Source organism: Vibrio sp. Y2-5, assembly GCF_014596725.1.
Lineage (GTDB): Bacteria > Pseudomonadota > Gammaproteobacteria > Enterobacterales > Vibrionaceae > Vibrio.
Genome location: NZ_JACVEG010000001.1, coordinates 804,178 through 823,288, shown reverse-complemented (window position 1 = coordinate 823,288; position 19,111 = coordinate 804,178). Strand labels below are relative to the sequence as shown.

Below are 19,111 nucleotides of genomic sequence, written 5' to 3'. Positions count from 1 at the left end.
TTTCCCCGACTACAAAAGCATATACCCAAACTCTACCCCACCCGTTCGTTCCGTCATAGCCTTTCTTGTTAAATATTCTTTCTGCATCAGTGTCTTAAGCAATGTACTAGCAAATGAGGTTGATAGGCTGCAGCGAGCGGCAACTTCTACTGCAGTGACCTGCTCCCCCACCTTGATCGAATCCAATACTTTCAACTGAGTTTTACTTAGTTTTACACGCGCTACCTGATGAGGAAAACAACGCGCAGCAGTTATAAGAGCCTCGTTTACAGGCTCGTTTTGGCATAAAAACGACATCTAATTATCATCCGCTTAGATTTATAAATGAGATTGACTACTGATTTGATCTAAATAGCCTTTTTATAATCTGTTGTTCAATTGAGACAGGCCTGAAACAGGTTCGCCAGCACTTTTTTAGCCACAAATGGTAGGTATTTAAGACTTCTGACTTCTGTAATTCGATGTGGGTAGAATATAGGCTTGAGCTAGTTTGCCTTTCTCATAGTTGAGTAATCTCTGCGACCAGATGATCGATACTTAAGTCAGCCCAGATTCTTCTGGGCGACTTCAGCGAATGATTCGCGGCACATTAATCATTGCTAACTTAGCAAATGATCAAGCTAATGACTGGATAGAACGTAAAGCGCTACATATATTCTCGAATGTAGGTCGAGCCATGATTTCAGGCTCCAGACAATTCTCAATCAGTGCATCTAGTTTCTTTCGAACGTCTTCATTTAAGTCATCACAACGTTCTGTCAACTCTTCCAACAAGCATCCGAACGCTCTTGCTTCTATACGTTGCAGTCTCGCAGCTTGATAATGTTCATCTGCATCAAAAAAGGATGCCGCTCCATAATCACTTAGCAATGCTTCACCTGATGGTGTGGTCAGTATGTTATGAGCATACAAATCGCCATGCATTACACCCTGTTGATGAAGATGATTTACTGCGTCTGCGATAGCGACTGCAACGCTAAATAACGCTGACGTGGAAAACTGCTTTTCCGGTGAGTAAACATCACGCGTACAAGATTCAAGACTTGGTGGCTGAGCCAAATTATTAAATTCATCAGGAATGAGTTCCATAACAAGGCCATCTGTACCGGAAGGATGGTGTTGAATACGTCCAAGAGTCTGCGTTAAAGCGTAATGTTGACCTGCTATCATCGTTGAGGCCATTTCGCACATTGGCAATCCATCACTGGTCATTGCCCCTTTAAACAGTTTCACCGCTACAGGATGATTCACCTCACCACGAGATAAGCTAGCGCGATATATCAAGCCTGAAGCGCCTTCACCGAGCAGTTCATTCATATCTAGCTGATGCCAATGAATACCCGCCATCGAGTTTTCTAAAGCTTGCGCTTCCAATCGCTCTACAAAAGGATTTCCCGCATAAGCTAACCACGTTAGCTTGGGTAAAGTGAATATCCACTCAGGCAAAGCTTCAAGCTGATTCGCTGACATACGGATTAGCTCCAAACGATGGCAGAGAGCTAATGATTCAGGCAGAGAGGAAAGCTGGTTTCCTGCCAACATCAGTTTCTGCAGCTTGGAACATTGGCCAATATTTTCAGGTAGGGATTGAACACGGTTGTCCGTCAAAATAAGCCAGCGCAATTGGGGTGGTAAAGAAGCGGCTGGCACATCTGTAATTTGATTGGATTTAAAACCAACCATACTTAATGACGAGCACCGTCCTAATACTGTGGGCAATTGTTTAAATCGATTTTGCGAACAGAAAATCACTCTTAACTTGGTGAGCTGCTCTAGGTTGTTTGGTAGTGATGACAGTTGGTTTCCTGTTAAGTCGAGAATCTCCAACGTTTCAGACAACGAGAAAATTTCTTGAGGAAACTCAGTTAAACCACAGGACAGTTTTAATCGACGAATCCCATGTAACTCTCCAGAGCGCAATTGTTCAAGTGTGTGCATTATCAAACCGTTCAAAAAGAATCACGTTATTACCGCGTTCTTAAATACAAAAAAGGGTGAGATTATAGCTTAATCACCTTGTTTACGTAACTCGAAGAAACTCAACCATGACAGCCGCAATAATCTAACACCAAAACAGTTGTTTATGAGTTAAGTTAAATAGCGAAAAGAACACACAACAGATTGATATTATAGCTCTACACCATATCGTAGGTTCGTCGTTTAAGTAGCGCTAATATCTCCCCATTCCATGAAACATGCCTCCGAATAGAGCCATTAGCAACGTCAATATGAGGCTTATAATGATGAACGCTGGAATTGAAGCGATGGCAAATTTCACCATAAAAACGACCATCGACATAAATGGCATTTTAATATCAACAACTGTCACTTCCTGTTTACCATTTTCTAGGGACATAGCACTTTCCTTGTAATTAATAATCAGTGAATACGTTAATTCAATCAGTGTAGTAGTTCTTTGATATGACCATGATTTTCTTTTATCTTTTGAATCCCAAGATGAAGTATCACAACGTAATGGCTCTAGCAGGCATACGCCATGCTTTTTAACTATGCAATGTATCTAAACTCAGTGTATAACTCTCGATACGTAACGAAAGCGAGTATGACAAAGAGAACTCAGTTTTGAATATTACTGGACTTAAACCTGACCCACTCATTTGCCCTTTATGTGGTAAACCGAATTCCTGTATTAACTTAGGTGCGCTCGATATTAAGAAATCCTGTTGGTGCAACGACCCTGCAATCGCCTTCCCTGAAGAATTGCTTTTACAAATCCCACCTGAAATGAGACGAAAAGCCTGCGTATGCAAAACTTGCGTCTTGAACTTTCATGCCTCAAAGAAATCACAGTAGCCCTCTTCTTTTTTCCTTAAAAAACAATCTACTTTAGTAATTATTAACGTCTATCCTATGTTTACCTACTGAAGTGCCGCATTGTTAAATTTGCGCGCACTTCTTTGTTTTCAATTTGAAACAACACATTTGACGTAACACCAGCTTTCCAAAACGTTTATCTCTACTCATAGCTCTGGCTTACTTTTTGCTTATGCAACCATGTACCAGGCCTTACAACAAGGTTCAGGTAGAGAAGTATTAACTTCAATTAAGCCTTAACAGGAAGTTAAAAGGCAACCAACTTTGATTAGGCACACCATTGCTGAAAGTGCCGATCACATCTTCACGGTTGGTTGCCATACAAGGACGGAACGCCCATGGATAAATTAACTAACAACTACAACTCCGAACTGTTCTTTGATGAACTCATTGATAGTCAAGGTCAGCCTCGTCAATCGGCATCACAACTGCTCACCTATTTAGAATCATTACCTGCTGAAGAACTTGAAAAACGTAGGCTTACGGCTGAAGTCACCATTCAGGAAATGGGGATCAGTTTTACGGTTTACACCGAAGAGGGAAATATCGACAGAGCTTGGCCCTTCGACATCATACCGCGCACCATTGATGCCAAAGACTGGCAGGTTGCTGAAAAAGGATTAAAACAACGACTCACCGCTCTCAACCGTTTTATTGATGACCTTTATCACGATCAGAAGTGCATCAAAGACGGCATAATTCCAAAACATATTATTGAAGAATCGAAAAACTTCCGACCTGAGTGCATCGGGGTGTCGCCCGCTTTTGGTGTTTGGGCTCACATTTGTGGCACCGATTTGGTGCGTGCCGACAATGGCCAATTCTATGTGCTCGAAGATAACCTACGTGTTCCTTCAGGCGTATCGTATATGCTCGAAAACCGAGCCATAACAAAACGCGTTCTTCCAGAGTTATTTGAAAATGACGATATTCTTCCTGTCGACTCATACACATCAAGACTGTTTGATATGCTGGCAGCACTTTCACCCCGCGCCGTCGAACATCCAGAAATTGTAGTGCTGACTCCGGGCATCTATAACTCTGCCTATTTCGAACACGCATTCCTTGCGCAGCAAATGGGTGTTGAGCTGGTTGAGGGGGGCGATTTATATGTCGATACCGACGACTGTGTCTACATGAAAACCATCTATGGACCAGAGCGAGTTGACGTTATCTATCGCCGTATCGATGACGAGTTTATTGACCCAGAAGTGTTTCATCCTGATTCTATGCTTGGTGTTCCCGGATTAATGCGTGCTTGGAAAGCTGGTAATGTAGCACTGGCTAATGCACCAGGAGCTGGGGTAGCCGACGACAAAGTGGTTTACGCCTACGTTCCTGCTCTGATTCGCTATTATCTGGATGAAGAACCGATTCTACCGAACGTAGAAACCTTCCTGTGTGAAGACGAAGAACAACGTGCTTACGTGTTAGCTAACCTTGATAAACTCGTCGTAAAACCCGCCAACGAGTCCGGTGGTTACGGTATGCTTGTTGGTCCCCACTCTACAGAAGAAGAACGTGTTCTATTTGCTGACTTAATACAAAAGAACCCACGTAATTACATAGCGCAACCAACACTAAAACTCTCCACTGCACCTACACTGGTCGACACCAATTGTATCGAACCTCGTCATTTGGATTTACGTCCATTCATTTTGCAAAGTAACAAAATCTATGTCACGACGGGTGGACTGACTCGCGTTGCGTTGAAAAAAGGCTCCCTTGTCGTTAACTCGTCACAAGGCGGTGGTAGTAAAGACACATGGATTGTTAAGTCAAAAGGAGAGTAACAATGTTATCAAGAGTTGCTGAACGCCTTTACTGGAGCGCACGTTATTTGGAGCGAGTCGAGAACATTGCTCGCTTATTAAATGTTTACGATGAACTGCTGTATGACTTACCAAGAGACATTCGAATTTCTTGGTACAACCTTATTGAAATCAACGGCAGCGTTATTGATTACACCAGCAAATACAAAGATCACGGCGAACGTAATGTGGTGAAATATTTACTTTCTGACATGGATAACCCTAGTTCCCTACTCGCGTCTCTCAATATGGTACGCGAAAATATTCGTACCTCTCGAGATGTCGTTCCTGAAGAGATGTGGGAGCAGATCAACGAACTGAACATCTACGCAAAAAAACACATTCAGACAGGAATCAACCGTTCAAATCGCCATGTCTATTTGAACGAAATCATTGAAGGATGCCAAAAAGTGATTGGCCTTCTTGCTAATGCAATGCGCCGCGATGCAGGCTGGAGCTTCATTATCTTGGGTCGCTACCTAGAGCGTGCAGATATGAATACGCGCATTTTGGATTCCGCAGTGTCTATCATGAACCAATCAAGTGAAGAAGAGCGTCTTCACCTTGAGCAAGTATTATGGTCAAAAGTCCTTAAATCTCAGAGTGCCTATCTTAACTATCGCAGAACGATGCGTGCTTCAGTCACTGGTGAAGATGCGGCTACGTTCTTGTTAATGGATGAGTTCTTCCCTCGTTCTCAAACATTTTGCTTAACGCAACTCAAAATCGCAGCCGAAGCCCTACCTAGTGCGGAAGAAGTGGTTGTTGAAGTTAATCGTCTACTGCAAAACACCAACGGTGTCGAAAATGCTAAAGAGCTTAATATCGAATTTAGTAACTATCTCAATGACGTTCAGTTAGCCATTATCGACCTACATAGTCAGATACGAGAAACTTGGTTCCACTTCCGACATGGAGAAGCTGCATGACCATTCGCGTTGCGATATTACACAAAACAACCTATGAGTTTGACCGCGATGTGAATGTTTCTCCGCATGTGTTGCGCCTCCGTCCGGCACCACACTCGCGCACGCACATTCATGGGTACTCACTCAAAGTCTTACCGGAAAAGCACTTTATCAATTGGCAACAAGATGCATTTGGAAACTATCAGGCGCGGCTAGTGTTCCCAGAAAAAATGCGTAAGTTGCAATTTGAAGTGGAAGTCATCGCCGATATGACGGTGATTAACCCCTTTGATTTCTTTATTGAAGAGTACGCGGAAACTTATCCGTTCAAATATGACAGCTTACTTGAAGAAGAACTGACTCCTTATTTAAAACACGATGAGCCAAATCCGTTGCTTTCAGCTTGGTTAAAGGATGTCGACCGGAGTGAAACACCGATTGTGACTTTTCTTTCTAAGCTCAACAGTCAGCTTTCACAACAAATTGAATACGGCATACGTTTAGAACCGGGAGTTCAAAGTGCCGAAGAGACTCTCGCACTGAAGAAAGGTTCTTGCCGAGACACTGCATGGCTATTAATTGAAGTGCTGCGTAATCTTGGATTAGCGGCTCGCTTTGCGTCTGGATACTTGGTTCAGCTTACCGCGGATGTCAAAGCGTTGGATGGCCCTTCTGGACCAGAACAAGACTTCACCGACTTGCACGCATGGTGCGAAGTTTATCTTCCGGGTGCTGGCTGGGTAGGTTTAGACCCCACCAGCGGTTTGTTCGCTGGTGAAGGCCATATTCCCTTAGCCTGTACCGCAGACCCTGCTTCTGCCGCACCGATTACGGGCATGGTGGATGAGTGTGAATGCGAATTTGGCTACACCAACACGGTCATTCGTATTCATGAAGACCCCCGTGTGACAAAACCTTACAGCGATGATGAGTGGGAAAATATCAAAGCATTGGGTAATGCTGTCGATAAAGTCTTAGACGAAGAAGACGTTCGCCTAACAATGGGTGGAGAACCGACATTCGTCTCCATCGATGATATGGACTCTGAGCAATGGAACACTGGCGCTCTGGGCGCTGACAAACTCCGTCTCTCCAAGGATCTATTACTCAAGCTCAAAGACAAATTTGGTTCAGAGGGTTTACTCCACTATGGGCAAGGGAAATGGTATCCGGGTGAAGAGTTACCAAGGTGGGCGCTCGGTTATTTTTGGCGTACCGATGGTGAAGCGTTATGGAGTCACCCTCAGTTGCTGGCTCGTGTCGACAAAGACTATCAATACAACGTGCAACACGCACAGCGCTTTGGTGAAACCTTATGTCAGCAACTATCGCTAGACCGTAAGTATCTGCAACCCGCTTATGAAGATTCACTCTACTATTTGTGGCTGGAACGATCTTTACCCGACTCGGTGAATCCGAAAAAAGCATCCCTTAAAGACGATTTGGAACGCAGACGTTTAGCAAAACTGCTGACCCGAGGGCTCGATACATCAACAGGTTATGTGCTTCCACTGAGCTATTTTGATGGTCAGTGGCAAAGCTCTATGTGGCCAATGCGCAGTGACGTCATTACCTTAATTCCCGGCGATAGCCCAATGGGTTTCCGCTTACCTCTAAACTCGCTTCCCCCAATCAGTCAGGAAGAGATTGTTCCCGAGCGCGATCCGTTCGAACAAAGAGAAGCCCTGCCTGTTTACTCGTTTACTGAATCGCTAAACCAAGCTCAAAGCTATCAAAAACAAGCACAGGTAGAACAAAAGCAGACCATATCGAAAGCGGTTATTCATACTGCGCTTTGTATTGAACCAAGAGAGGGTCGCTTACATCTGTTTTTGCCTCCGATGACGTCTTTAGAACACTATGTGTCCTTGATGCATTTCATTGAAGTGACCGCGCTTGAACTCTCAATGCCCGTTGTGATTGAAGGTTATGAACCACCGAAAGATTACCGCTTGCAAAAGCTATTAATCACGCCCGATCCGGGGGTTATCGAGGTTAACATTCATCCCGCGCATAGCTGGAAAGAACTGGTTTACAACACCGAAACGCTTTACGAACAGGCTCACCTATGCCGATTAGGGACAGAGAAGTTCATGCTTGATGGACGTCATACGGGTACGGGTGGCGGTAACCACATTACGCTTGGTGGCGCGACACCTTCTGACAGCCCAATGCTGCGTAAACCGGATTTACTGCGTAGCTTTGTTAATTACTGGCAACACCATCCGGGCTTGTCCTATCTGTTTTCAGGGATGTTTATCGGTCCAACTAGCCAAGCTCCTCGCCCTGACGAAGGTAGAGATGAAGCGCTGTACGAAATGGAAATCGCGTTCCAGAACATGCCTGAAGGGATAGTCGATGAACCATGGCTTGTGGACCGGCTGATGCGCAATCTACTGGTCGATATCACAGGCAATACACATCGTTCTGAATTCTGTATCGATAAGCTTTACTCCGCAGGCAGTAGCAGCGGACGTCTTGGTATCCTTGAGTTTCGTGGATTTGAAATGCCACCACACGCCAGAATGTCGCTGGTTCAAACTCTTTTATTGCGCTGTCTGGTCGCCCGATTCTGGAAAAATCCTTATCACAAACCCCTGATTCGTTGGGGTACTTCCCTACACGACAAATTTATGATGCCTCACTACGTCTGGCAGGACATTAAAGAAGTGGTGGAAGATCTGCAACGTCACGGCTATCCGTTTAAGCTGGAATGGCTTGCTCCTTTTGAAGAATTCCGCTTCCCACATTATGGCCGCCAGCAAATCGATGATATGGAGCTGGAATTGCGTTGGGCAATCGAACCTTGGCATGTACTCGGTGAGGAAATTACTCATTCAGGAACTGCAAGATATGTGGATTCATCCGTAGAACGATTACAAGTTCGTATTACTGGCTTAACCGAAGGTCGCTATTTACTCACCTGTAACGGACGCCGAGTGCCGCTGCGGTCTACGGGTCGTAAAGGTGAATATGTTGCGGCTGTAAGATATCGAGCCTGGTCGCCACCGTCCGCTTTACACCCGACACTTGGTGTCGATGCACCACTTGTGTTTGACATTATCGACACTTGGAATGGTCTATCCATTGGCGGGTGTACTTATCACGTGAGCCACGCGGGTGGTCGAACGTACGAAACTTTGCCAGTGAACAGCAATGAAGCCGAAGCTCGTCGGGTCAACCGATTCTGGGATCACGGGTTTACACAAGGTCCTTTTGAAGTAAAACCTGAGTTCAATGCGCTACGTCAGTTCTATGAACATACCGATGTTCCGCGGCCGATGTCTCCACCAAGTGAAGAGATTTGCAATGAATATCCTCACACGCTAGATCTCAGAAAACGGGATTATCAGGCTAAGGCTAGGTACTCTAAATAGCACTTATACAAAGTTCTTGTACAACCAAACCTAAACTTGAATAGAAGAGATAACGCGAGCCAGTAAAATGGCTCGCGCTAACTTTAAAACGAATGTGTATAATTAACGTCCTATTACGTGAGGTAGTCAGAAGAAATAATGATGCAACAATCCAGACCTGACCAGTCAAGCAACTCAAACGAGCAAGAACAGATGGAAACATCGCTCCTTGCTCGTCCTTATCCAGCCTCTTCTTGTGCTTTTGACGAAGTGTATGATGAACAGAGCACACCACGCTCGCACTGGAAACCTTTGCTTGAACATTTGAATAAGCTGGATGTTGATGGTCTAGATGATCGCCACCAAAGAGCTCAGCGCATTTTGCGTGACGATGGTGCTACTTACGACTTAAAAAATGACCCACTCGCACCAGATGTTTGGGCATTAGATGTCATTCCTAATTTGATCCATTGGCAGGAATGGCAAAAGCTGGAAAAAGGATTAGTTCAACGGTCGAATCTCTATGACCTCATTTTAAAAGATATCTACGGTGAACAAAATCTGATTAAGGACGGTATTATCCCGTCTGAAATTATATTCAGTCATCCCGGCTTTCTGCGCGCATGCCACGGTATAAAAATGCCTGGTGAGAAACAGTTAATCCTGCACTCCGTTGATTTAGTACGTGATACACAAGGTAACCATATTGTTATTGGCGACCACACGCAGGCACCTTCGGGCTTCGGATATGCTTTAGAAAACCGCACCGTTATTTCACGCGTAATGCCGAGCATCTTCCGCCAAGGAAATGTGAGACGCCTATCTGCTTTCTTCCACACGCTGCGCAATACTCTTTCACACCTAGCCAGTCACAAAGCCGATTCACCACTTATCGTTGTGCTCACTCCGGGTGCATATAGTAGCACCTACTTTGAGCACGCTTATTTGGCAAACTACTTAGGTTACCCGCTTGTTCAGGGCGCTGACTTAACCGTACGTAACGGTAAAGTATGGCTAAAGTCCCTAAATGGCTTATCACAAGTAGACGTTATCTTGCGTCGTCTTGATGATGCATACTGCGACCAAGCAGAGCTAAACGCTGACTCGCTACTCGGCGTTCCCGGTTTACTAGAGGTTGCTCGTGCTGGCAACGTTATTTTGGCAAACCCACTTGGCGGTGGTGTTCTAGAAGCTCCGGCTCTTTACGCCTTCTTGCCAAAGATTTGTCAATATTTACTAGGCGAAGAACTTCTTATCCCAACAGTAAACACATGGTGGTGTGGAGACAAATCGAGCCTAGGCTATGTCAAAGAGAATCTTGGGCAGCTAATAATCAAACCAGCGTGCCGTAGCATGGGGCAACCAACGATTTACGGTCACTGTTTGTCAGACGAAGACCGTGTCAAAACGTTAGCCATGATTGAAAAGCGTCCGTATATGTACGTTGCTCAAAGCTATGTACCGGGATCGATGTTACCTATCTGGTCAGAGCAACACATCCAAGCCAGACCAAGCTTGTTAAAAGCGTTTACCGTTGCAGACAAAGACCACTACACCGTCATGCCCGGTGGATTGACTCGTGTAGCAGAGTCTACTGAAGATTACATCGTTACTAAACTCTCAGGCTCACGCAGTAAAGATACTTGGATCATGTCCCACGGACCTGATCTCTCTCATCAGTCTCTGTTTGATAAGTCAATCGATGTGGCGCAGCAAACCAGTATGCCAAGTCGCGTAGTGGAGAACTTGTTCTGGTTTGGACGTTACGCAGAACGCGCTGAAATTAGCCTGCGTTTAATGAGGACAGTATTCAAACAGCTTAATGGTCTAGAGTCTCTGGCCCCTGAAAGCCGAGATATTTTGCTAGAAGCAATTTCCCATCAAACACACTGCTTACCTGGCTTTACAGCAGGCGATGCGGCGCTGTTTGAAAATCCAAACAAAGAGCTAGCCGACCTAGTCACTAACGGTAGCCGTGTAGGAAGTATTAAAGCGAACTTACAGTCCTTGTTGGCTTGCGGTGAACAAGTGAAAGAGATGCTATCTGCGGATACCCGAATCATTCTTAACGAACTACGAGACCACATTGCAGCGGTTGATCGTGCTTATGAATTTGGTTTGCCTGCCATTCCTGAAGAATCATTGGATGGATTAGTGACGACTTTACTAGCCCTTTCTGGTTTGAACCATGAAAGTATGCTACGTGGACTAGATTGGGTCTTCCAGCAAATTGGACGCCGAACTGAACGTGCGCTTCAAACTGCAAATCTTCTGCAATCTACACTAACAAAGCCTTTGGTTGGCCTTGCTCAACAGCAAGTTTTGGAATCCGTTCTTTTGAGTATGGAAGCGTTGATCTCCTTCCGTCGTAGATATCATACACGAACGAGAGTGGCATTCGGTCTCGATCTATTAATGGTAGATACCACTAACCCAAGAGCGCTGGTGTACCAGTTAGAACGACTCCGTGAATTTCTCAATGTCTTGCCGCGTCACCAAAATTACATTCCAGGTGGATTAACTCAAGAGAGCCGTTTGATCATTCAAACTCTAACGGATATCCAACTAACCGATTTGGAAGCGTTAGCGCAAATTAATGACGAAACGGAAACTCGTCTACAACTGTCGCAGCTGATGGCCAAAATTACCGAGCAATTGGAGCAGTTTACTTCACTGATCAGCGATAAGTATTTCGACCACACTGCGGGACCACAACAGTTAGTTAAACCGAAATGGAAATTGGACGTATGAAGTACCGCGTGCGACACACTACTACCTATGAATACAGTGCACCAGTAACATTGTGCTATAACATGGCGCACTTGCTACCAAGAGATACAGAGCGTCAGCGCTGTCTTAACCGCCGAATTCAGGTGCATCCTACGCCGATATATCAGCGAGAAGGCAAAGACTACTTCGGTAATTCGACTTTCTACTTTTCTATTCAGGAATCGCATAAAAAACTCACCATTGATGTGGTGAGTTATTTTGATATCAATACACCAAGTTGGTCGGATAAAACCGAGCAGCATCCGCTGACCTGTGGGGAGCTTCGCTCATTATTGAATAGCGCAGATACCTCAGCCTTAAGAATGGCCAAAGAATATTGTTTGGATTCAGAACAAATCATGTGTTCAGAAACCTTGCGCGATTACGCTCTGCCCTTTTTTGCAGACAATCAGCCTGTACTAGCTGCGGCAAAAGCGTTTACGCATCACATATACTCCGAGTTCACGTTTGATCCAACAGCAACAGATGTCACTACGCCAGCTGAAGAAGTGTTGAAAGAAAAACGAGGGGTCTGTCAGGATTTTGCGCACCTTGCCATTGGATGTTTACGTTCGGTAGGTTTACCAGCTCGTTATATGAGCGGTTATATTGAAACCCTACCGCCTCCCGGACAAGAAAAGTTAATCGGTGCAGATGCCTCTCATGCATGGTTCGCGATTTTTGTACCAGAGCTAGGTTGGGTTGAGTTCGATCCAACCAACAACTTAATACCTTCAGAGCAACACATCGTCACCGGTTGGGGACGAGATTACGCAGACGTAACGCCACTACAAGGTGTTATTTTCGATGGTGGAGACTCTCAGGCATTGAGTGTTTCTGTTGATGTTTCAAGGCTTGCATAAGCGCAAAATGTTAGAGAGAGAAAAGCCCACTCAATATGGTCTTTCTCTCTTTGGTAACTAGCAACATCCTTGTTCCAACTTGTAGAGAAGATCTAGTGCATCACTGTCATCACACTCTACAAAATAGCTGTATAAAACGTTTAATGGGTTTTCGACAACATTTAGGTTGTCTCTATCCATATTTATCTACTCTTTCTATTTATTACGAAAATAACTATGTCACTGTACTTAAACATGTTTCTCATCTATATTTTTATCGCGAACAACACTAGACAATCGACATTTTGATTACATCCGACATTTAAAAAGAGATAGAAAGAACCGAATCTGCATTTGACATTCACCATTCCCTAACTTAATACCTTGAAATAAAAGTAAAAAACAGAAACAAAACCACTAACACTATGTTTTATTTACATAAATTTTATTTTAATGATTTTTTAATTGACGTATTTACTCTAATATATTTTTATCAAAACAAATACCACTTCTAAACGAACATCCTCAGAACAATTAGCTAACAAAAAACAACTTTCAAACGCAGAAATATTTATTTAAGCAACATTCACGTTTTATCCACACACTTTCATGTATTGATGCATATTGGCTGTCTGCATTGCAGTTGTTTTGTTTATCAATTAAATTAAAACAAATAATAAGAAAATAAATCGTCAGTGTTGTACTTGCATTTTTGTCACATGAGGTGATTTATGTTCGGGATAGTAACAAAGAGCATTAGAGCGAAACTTTCTATATCAATGGGGATTGCAGTTTTATCGCTCATTATCTTATTTCTAACCTACGGCACGCTAACCAAAAAACTAAACAAAGGTGTAGATGATTTTGGTCATCAGTTCCTTCCTTCTGTTTCTTTCGTTCTCAATGCAGACCGAGATTTATATCAAGCTTATGTTGCTCAACTCCATTATTTGCTCAGTCCGGGGCAAGACGATTTAAAAGACTTCAAAGACAATGCTAAGCAAGCTTATGACCGCATGATGAAGTTTAAAAATCTGATGGATGACCACCCTGCAATTACGAGCAAAGTGAATGACTTTGAAAACCGTTTTAGAAAATGGGAGCAGTCATCGAATGAGTTTTTCAAACTGGTAGATAAAGGTAATACCAAAGAAGCTGAAGCGTTACTTGGTTCAACAGTTTCTGATGATTTCCAGAGTTTACGAGATCTCTATGATATTGCCAGTCAAGAGCTAGATTCACAGGCCAACGTCGAAGTAAATGAATTCTCAGAAGAGACTTCAAAAATGGAGCTCTACATGTTGATATTCGTAACCTTCATCATCATCCTTACTGGAGCGTTAAGTTATGTCGTTCCTAAAGTGCTGGTCAGCAGTGTCAATGATCTATCTCGACGTATCAAAGAGATCAGCGAAGGAGATGGTGACTTAACACAACGCATCAACTCCAAACGCACGGACGAACTGGGTAAGTTGGCTTCGGCATTCGATGATTTTGTGGCTAAACTGCAAACCCTCATTTCTGAAATATCGTCAAGCAGCACGTCGCTAGAAAACAATGCGGTTCAACTTACAAATACTCACGAGAATGCTCAACGTGTAAGTAATGAACAAACGAGAAGCATTGAGCAAATCGCTGCGGCGGTGAATGAGTTCAGTGTGTCCATTCGCGAAGTGGCAGAACGGACTCTAAGCACAGCGAACGAAACGGATCACACCGCAGAGCTCACCACTCAGGGTATGAAGATTATTGACAACTCAGTGGATGAGATTAACCAACTCGCGAATTCCATCAAAAAAGCCAACCAAGTGATTGAGCAGTTGGCGAGTGAATCAAACAATATCGCTACAGTACTCGAAGTGATTCGTAACATCGCAGAACAAACTAACTTGCTCGCTCTTAATGCCGCAATTGAAGCAGCGCGAGCCGGTGAACAAGGCAGAGGCTTCGCAGTGGTTGCTGACGAAGTTCGTTCTCTGGCAAGCAAAACGCAAAAATCCACTGAAGAAATTCAGAACATGATCGACAAGTTACAAAGTGGTGTAAAAGATGCGGTTAGTTCAATCTTAGATGGTTCAAACCGTGTTGAGAAGAACGTTGAGTTATCGCTAAACATTCAGCAAATGTTTGAATCAATTCAGTCTTCCGCAACAATCGTTAGTGACATGGCAACTCAGATCGCCACAGCAACTGAGGAGCAAAGCAGTGTGTCAGAAGAGTTGAGCACCAACCTTGAACACTTAAACGAACAAAACCGAGTGAGCCAAGGTTTGTCTAATGAGATTAACGAAGTAGCGAAACGGGTAGGCAGTTCAGTTAATAAACTGTCTAAAGATGTAGGCCAGTTTAAAATCGGTTAACCCTCACTCCCGAACATCAAAAAAGGAGCACTTACCTGTGCTCCTTTTCACTTTCTCACCATTAATACTGTAAAAAAATAAGGGATGCGGAACTATATGTACTTAGTTTCATGGTTATAATGACGTTATCTTCCACTTACTAAGGCAACATGATGAAAGCGAACATCCTCTCCCGCAGGTTACCTACTTTAGGGCTATTTCTTTCTCTACTTTTTAGCGCCTCTATTTTTGCAGCCGAAGCTCCGTTAACAGAGGCTAAACCCGCTAAATCGCCCGTTCTAGATGTCAACGTAAACTCAGTCAATGTTGAGTTAACCACCGTCGGTGAAGCCACTCAGAAGTTGGCTGAAGCGATGCAAGCCTTATCAGGCTCGTTGGACACCTTAGCGAAAAGTGATGTGGAACTGTCGCCAGATAACCAACAAAAGCTATCTGAAATGATTGGAAGTGCTACTCAGTTGACCAACTCTGTGAATACCATGCTGGAAACTATTCCTAACACGGCTCGCGAACTGCCTCAGGTTAACGACTCCTTAGCAGGAATTGCGCTTAGCCTTGAGTCCATCAATAACGACGTGCTCGAAATGCTGGCACAGTATCCTGATTTTGTCAGCAACACAGAAAAACTGTTTGATGTATCCAAAGACCATATCCCAAGCATTTCATTGAATGTGTTGGATAGCGTGATGTGGAAACTGGTAATTACCCTGATTATCGTGGTGTCTATCATTCTGCTTTTGGCAGTAGGTCTACCCGTCGCTTTCATTTACGGTGTAGTAGCAAAACCGAAAAAAGCGCTGCTGGACAAACTGGAAGCTAAGCAATAGAGGCATTTAACAAGTAGGAATATTGAACTAACGCTAAGGCTGCTTCGTTATCGGTTCCACATTGCGAAGTGGCTTTTTCGGCATGAAGTACTCACACGCCACTCTCGTTGCAGAGGTAGGTTGCTCCCAAGCACCACACAAATCTTTTTGATTGTCAGGCGTGCGGGAAAATTGTCGACACTGTCCACATTTGTTCATTTAAGTTGTCTCCATCAACTTAGCGAAAACTGTGTTTACCTTAGCGGCAACCCACCTACTCTACTTTGATCCAAAACAGACGAAACAGGCTTTTCGTTATTGGAAGAACGGCAACAAAGTAATAGGGATAAAAAACGGTGGTCATTGACCACCGTTTGTACTTCAACAACATCTATTTGTTGTTCATCACTCTGCTATTGAGTATCTACCACTCGTTCGATTGCCAGCATTGGAATTTGCTCGGTTTCATCCGATCCGAAAGCGACAAAACCTTCGCTTGCATTCTCAAGCATCAAGCTTAAAACACCTTGCTTACGAGCCATTTCAACAAGTTCCGTCACGTCTAACTCAACCCATTGTTTCTTGTCTTTGTCACTAATGGTGTAAGCCTGATTGGTTGGCAATGCCGTACCATCAACATCATTCCATGTAACGTAACTTTCATGCCAGTCGGTATTGTCCAGTTTAAGTAAGTTAATGACTTGCTCTGCCGCACCGCTAACGTCACGAACATGGAGTTTCAACATCGCTTTCTTAACTGGCGTATCCTTTAATCGTTCTAGATTAAACTTAAGCAGCGATTTTGAAGTTTTGGTAGCGTTAGCCTCTTGCGATTCTTTGTCAGCTATTTGACCAACATACAAATCCCAACGAGAAACAATGTCGAAATTTTCATCCGCATAGCGACCACCTTGAACTTCCGTGTCCGCTTCGGCGAACAGTTCAAACTCGCTTTGGCTCGCTAACGCTTTTTGTTGCTGCACGAGTGCGGCATGGCGAGACGAATTGTCAATTTTCTCCTCCCAAGAGAACGTCAGTGTTTGTCCTGTTTCTGCCTCACCACCCGGAGTCAAAATAGAATGAGTCACGTTGCCATACTTTGCAGACTCCAGAGTTAATTCAAGAGGCGCAAAGCTTCGACCTGGAGTCGACACACTCAACAAAGGTTTTTCACCACTTTCATCAATGAGAAGCACACTTGGAAGGTTAACTTTTACTACTGTTCCCTCACCCAGTTCCACTTCTCCGGCTTGGTGGAAAACAATCCCCGTGACATTAAGGCCTTTATGTGTAACCGCTTGAATTTTTTCGGTGTTTGCTATTACGGATGCCGGAATGCTCAATGCATAAATGGCAACTTGTTCAGCTTGCGATCCTGGAACCATAATGTATTGATAGCTTTGATTCTCCGGTTTAACTCCGTGACTGATCGACAAAGTAAACACTTCTTTACTTACTGATTCGGACTTATTCGCGGTTCGAATGGAATTCCAATCACCGGTTTGTGTCTGATTGGAAAGCTTGCCATGCCAGTTTTCAGGGAACACATAACCTACGTTATCGTGGTGTACCCATTTGCTGTCAGAAAGTACACGCTGCCCATGTTCGAGCGTCTTGCCATCAACCGTAACTTGTCCATTAAGCAGAACTTGGTTAACCGATGTATTGACGTTTTCATGGTGGGTAGAATAAATACCTGCACCAAGGGCAACCACTTCATCCGCAAAGCTAAACCATGCTTTCTTCGCTTGGGTTCGCCCTTTCCCTTCTCCGTACTTATAGAAATTTGGCTGAGTTGAATGCGCCGTTTCTGCATGTCGAATGTCAATATCCATATCCATCACGGTAACACCAAACTTGCCGTTGGACACACCTCCCACAAACGACACATCCGGCTGCATGATGCGTCCCCAATCTGCGGCTTGCCCTACGTATTCAGGAGCGGTAACACCCGGAACAAGTGACCAATCCCATACAGGGAAGATGTTGTGATACTCATTGCCACGTTGTAGCAAGAAGGTACTACCGAACCCAAGCCAGAATCCTTTTAAGTTTTCACCATTACCTGCTTCGGCTGGTTCAACTCGTTGAGAGTTCATTCCGATACTGAACATATGTCCATCGGCGGATTTCACTGAATAATCGCTGCGCCAGAAGTGTTTAAAACCATTTAATCCTGAACCTGCATCTCCGAACTCATGGCTTTTAAAATGTTGCGCATCTTGAGCTCGTTCTGGCGCCCATTTAGCAACTAAATCCATGGGTGTGTTTTCGGGAAACCCTCTTGCAGCTTCGGCCATATATTCCGTTGCTTTTACGCGACTAATGCCTCGACTCATCGTGTTGTAGTCCCACTGACCATGACGTTTAGACCAACGTTGCCCATCCATCATGTACGATACGAGAATCTCTGTTTTCTCCGCTGCAAATTGCCATGGTAAGCCATCAACAAAACTCGCCCATTTTGCTGCGGCATCAAACCACACAGGGCCGTAACCAGACGTATAAAGTTGTGGTCCGTGCTGATGGAAAGAGTAGTCGTGCTGAATCCCCTCTGCCGTGCTCACAGCAATAGTCTCTTCAATGTCTGAAATTGCTTTGCCGACCATTTCGGCATCTCCGGTGAGTAAACCTCTGTTTAATACCGCTAAAGCAATATCTGTTCGGTTCGCCGCTTTCGGGATCGGGCTGTTGGGGTTATTTGGCGAGTAGTTTGGTGTATCAGGCAAATAGCGAGCAATCCTTTCGAGTAAAACGCCATCTAAAGCCTCTTTAGCCATCACTGCACTGTAACCTATGCGTTTTGGAATCCCGATGTCGTGCCACCACCAGTTCCAGCTTTTCGGATCCGCATCTAGCCAATAGGTGAGCGCGTTACTGACCGATTTACCTAATTCCGGCGACGGATTCTTATTGTATTGAGCCGCCATAATCACTAAACGGTCCAAGTGTAAACTCGGTTGCCACCCCGGCTTTTCAACTTGCTGGTAATTAACATCCGCCCATGATCCTTGCTCGGAAATCGAAGCGAGATATTCATCGCTCAATGCTGCCAATGTCTTACCTTGTTTCTTAGCTGAAGCTTCAGAGCTTGCGACAAAATCAGGAATAACTCTTTGCTTCAAAACTTCAAAGTCTTGAGTGTTGACTTTTCTTTCCCTGTGCTCGGATCCATCGTTTTGAGTCACTTGGGTCGCTCCTTTAGAATTTTTTTGAGCCTCGGGGGTAGGAGCACTCTCTTTACAACCAATCACCGCCATTAACGAAATGGCTAAAAGTGAATATTTGAAAGTCTTCACGTTTTATCCTTATTTATTAACCAGTTGATAAACTGGGTCGCATCATAAAAAGGAAGCGAAACCGTACGTTACTTACTCTTCGGCTTTCTGAGACTGATGATAAAAATTGTCTTCATGTTCCGTAA

14 protein-coding genes are annotated in these 19,111 nt (G+C 44.2%); 8 read left to right on the top strand and 6 right to left on the bottom strand.

What is annotated here, in order from left to right; genetic code table 11:
• Nucleotides 1-9: 9 nt before the first annotated feature.
• The 3 genes from HUO09_RS03820 to HUO09_RS03810 all read right to left on the bottom strand — a co-directional run bounded on the left by HUO09_RS03820 (nt 10) and on the right by HUO09_RS03810 (nt 2,356).
• A complete protein-coding gene (locus HUO09_RS03820; protein WP_188233020.1) occupies nt 10-297 on the bottom strand; it encodes a MarR family transcriptional regulator in 288 nt (95 codons plus the stop codon).
• A 318-nt stretch (nt 298-615) separates the two neighbouring features.
• The gene (locus HUO09_RS03815) at nt 616-1,938 is read right to left on the bottom strand and encodes a leucine-rich repeat-containing protein kinase family protein (RefSeq protein ID WP_223159281.1); all 1,323 of its coding nucleotides are present in this window, start codon (nt 1,936-1,938) and stop codon (nt 616-618) included.
• Nucleotides 1,939-2,170: 232 nt separating this feature from the next.
• Nucleotides 2,171-2,356, bottom strand: coding sequence for a hypothetical protein (locus HUO09_RS03810; protein WP_167411714.1), 186 nt, complete (start codon nt 2,354-2,356; stop codon nt 2,171-2,173).
• A 227-nt stretch (nt 2,357-2,583) separates the two neighbouring features.
• Between HUO09_RS03810 and HUO09_RS03805 the strand changes: the two genes are divergently transcribed.
• The 6 genes from HUO09_RS03805 to HUO09_RS03780 all read left to right on the top strand — a co-directional run bounded on the left by HUO09_RS03805 (nt 2,584) and on the right by HUO09_RS03780 (nt 12,542).
• Complete coding sequence (locus HUO09_RS03805; RefSeq protein ID WP_223159280.1) at nt 2,584-2,814, top strand: cysteine-rich CWC family protein; 231 nt, start codon at nt 2,584-2,586, stop codon at nt 2,812-2,814.
• A 359-nt stretch (nt 2,815-3,173) separates the two neighbouring features.
• Entirely contained in the window at nt 3,174-4,628 is a 1,455-nt protein-coding gene (locus tag HUO09_RS03800; RefSeq protein WP_188233019.1) for a circularly permuted type 2 ATP-grasp protein, read from the top strand.
• 2 nt (nt 4,629-4,630) lie between these two features.
• Nucleotides 4,631-5,575: an alpha-E domain-containing protein gene (locus HUO09_RS03795; RefSeq protein WP_167411716.1), complete on the top strand. Its 945-nt coding sequence runs from the start codon at nt 4,631-4,633 to the stop codon at nt 5,573-5,575.
• The gene (locus HUO09_RS03790; protein WP_188233018.1) at nt 5,572-8,931 is read left to right on the top strand and encodes a DUF2126 domain-containing protein; all 3,360 of its coding nucleotides are present in this window, start codon (nt 5,572-5,574) and stop codon (nt 8,929-8,931) included. Before HUO09_RS03795 ends, HUO09_RS03790 begins: the two co-directional genes overlap by 4 nt.
• A gap of 138 nt (nt 8,932-9,069) precedes the next feature.
• Nucleotides 9,070-11,661: a circularly permuted type 2 ATP-grasp protein gene (locus HUO09_RS03785; protein WP_223159279.1), complete on the top strand. Its 2,592-nt coding sequence runs from the start codon at nt 9,070-9,072 to the stop codon at nt 11,659-11,661.
• Nucleotides 11,658-12,542 (top strand): transglutaminase family protein, encoded by an 885-nt coding sequence (locus tag HUO09_RS03780; protein ID WP_188233017.1) that lies wholly within the window; start codon nt 11,658-11,660, stop codon nt 12,540-12,542. Before HUO09_RS03785 ends, HUO09_RS03780 begins: the two co-directional genes overlap by 4 nt.
• Before the next feature lie 57 nt (nt 12,543-12,599).
• Here HUO09_RS03780 and cowN read toward each other — a convergent pair whose 3' ends face one another.
• On the bottom strand, nt 12,600-12,722 hold the full coding sequence (gene cowN, locus HUO09_RS22465) for a N(2)-fixation sustaining protein CowN (protein WP_262926939.1): 123 nt from the start codon (nt 12,720-12,722) through the stop codon (nt 12,600-12,602).
• A gap of 530 nt (nt 12,723-13,252) precedes the next feature.
• Here cowN and HUO09_RS03775 point away from each other — a divergent pair.
• Together HUO09_RS03775 and HUO09_RS03770 are read left to right on the top strand one after the other, a co-directional pair.
• Nucleotides 13,253-14,881 (top strand): methyl-accepting chemotaxis protein, encoded by a 1,629-nt coding sequence (locus HUO09_RS03775; protein ID WP_188233016.1) that lies wholly within the window; start codon nt 13,253-13,255, stop codon nt 14,879-14,881.
• Nucleotides 14,882-15,033: 152 nt separating this feature from the next.
• On the top strand, nt 15,034-15,708 hold the full coding sequence (locus HUO09_RS03770) for a hypothetical protein (RefSeq protein WP_188233015.1): 675 nt from the start codon (nt 15,034-15,036) through the stop codon (nt 15,706-15,708).
• A gap of 33 nt (nt 15,709-15,741) precedes the next feature.
• On the opposite strand, the gene HUO09_RS03765 is transcribed toward HUO09_RS03770, so the two are convergent.
• Both HUO09_RS03765 and HUO09_RS03760 read right to left on the bottom strand, forming a co-directional pair.
• Nucleotides 15,742-15,906, bottom strand: coding sequence for a hypothetical protein (locus tag HUO09_RS03765; RefSeq protein WP_188233014.1), 165 nt, complete (start codon nt 15,904-15,906; stop codon nt 15,742-15,744).
• Between the two features lie 194 nt (nt 15,907-16,100).
• On the bottom strand, nt 16,101-18,986 hold the full coding sequence (locus tag HUO09_RS03760; protein WP_188233013.1) for a polysaccharide lyase family 8 super-sandwich domain-containing protein: 2,886 nt from the start codon (nt 18,984-18,986) through the stop codon (nt 16,101-16,103).
• Between the last annotated feature and the right edge of the window lie 125 nt (nt 18,987-19,111).

Bases quoted from the DNA above. Each gene is read 5' to 3' on its own strand.
- HUO09_RS03820 (WP_188233020.1), bottom strand. From the start codon at position 297: ATGTCGTTTTTATGCCAAAACGAGCCTGTAAACGAGGCTCTTATAACT.
- HUO09_RS03815 (WP_223159281.1), bottom strand. From the start codon at position 1,938: ATGCACACACTTGAACAATTGCGCTCTGGAGAGTTACATGGGATTCGT.
- HUO09_RS03810 (WP_167411714.1), bottom strand. From the start codon at position 2,356: ATGTCCCTAGAAAATGGTAAACAGGAAGTGACAGTTGTTGATATTAAA.
- HUO09_RS03800 (WP_188233019.1), top strand. From the start codon at position 3,174: ATGGATAAATTAACTAACAACTACAACTCCGAACTGTTCTTTGATGAA.
- HUO09_RS03795 (WP_167411716.1), top strand. From the start codon at position 4,631: ATGTTATCAAGAGTTGCTGAACGCCTTTACTGGAGCGCACGTTATTTG.
- HUO09_RS03790 (WP_188233018.1), top strand. From the start codon at position 5,572: ATGACCATTCGCGTTGCGATATTACACAAAACAACCTATGAGTTTGAC.
- HUO09_RS03785 (WP_223159279.1), top strand. From the start codon at position 9,070: ATGATGCAACAATCCAGACCTGACCAGTCAAGCAACTCAAACGAGCAA.
- HUO09_RS03780 (WP_188233017.1), top strand. From the start codon at position 11,658: ATGAAGTACCGCGTGCGACACACTACTACCTATGAATACAGTGCACCA.
- cowN (WP_262926939.1), bottom strand. From the start codon at position 12,722: ATGGATAGAGACAACCTAAATGTTGTCGAAAACCCATTAAACGTTTTA.
- HUO09_RS03775 (WP_188233016.1), top strand. From the start codon at position 13,253: ATGTTCGGGATAGTAACAAAGAGCATTAGAGCGAAACTTTCTATATCA.
- HUO09_RS03770 (WP_188233015.1), top strand. From the start codon at position 15,034: ATGAAAGCGAACATCCTCTCCCGCAGGTTACCTACTTTAGGGCTATTT.
- HUO09_RS03765 (WP_188233014.1), bottom strand. From the start codon at position 15,906: ATGAACAAATGTGGACAGTGTCGACAATTTTCCCGCACGCCTGACAAT.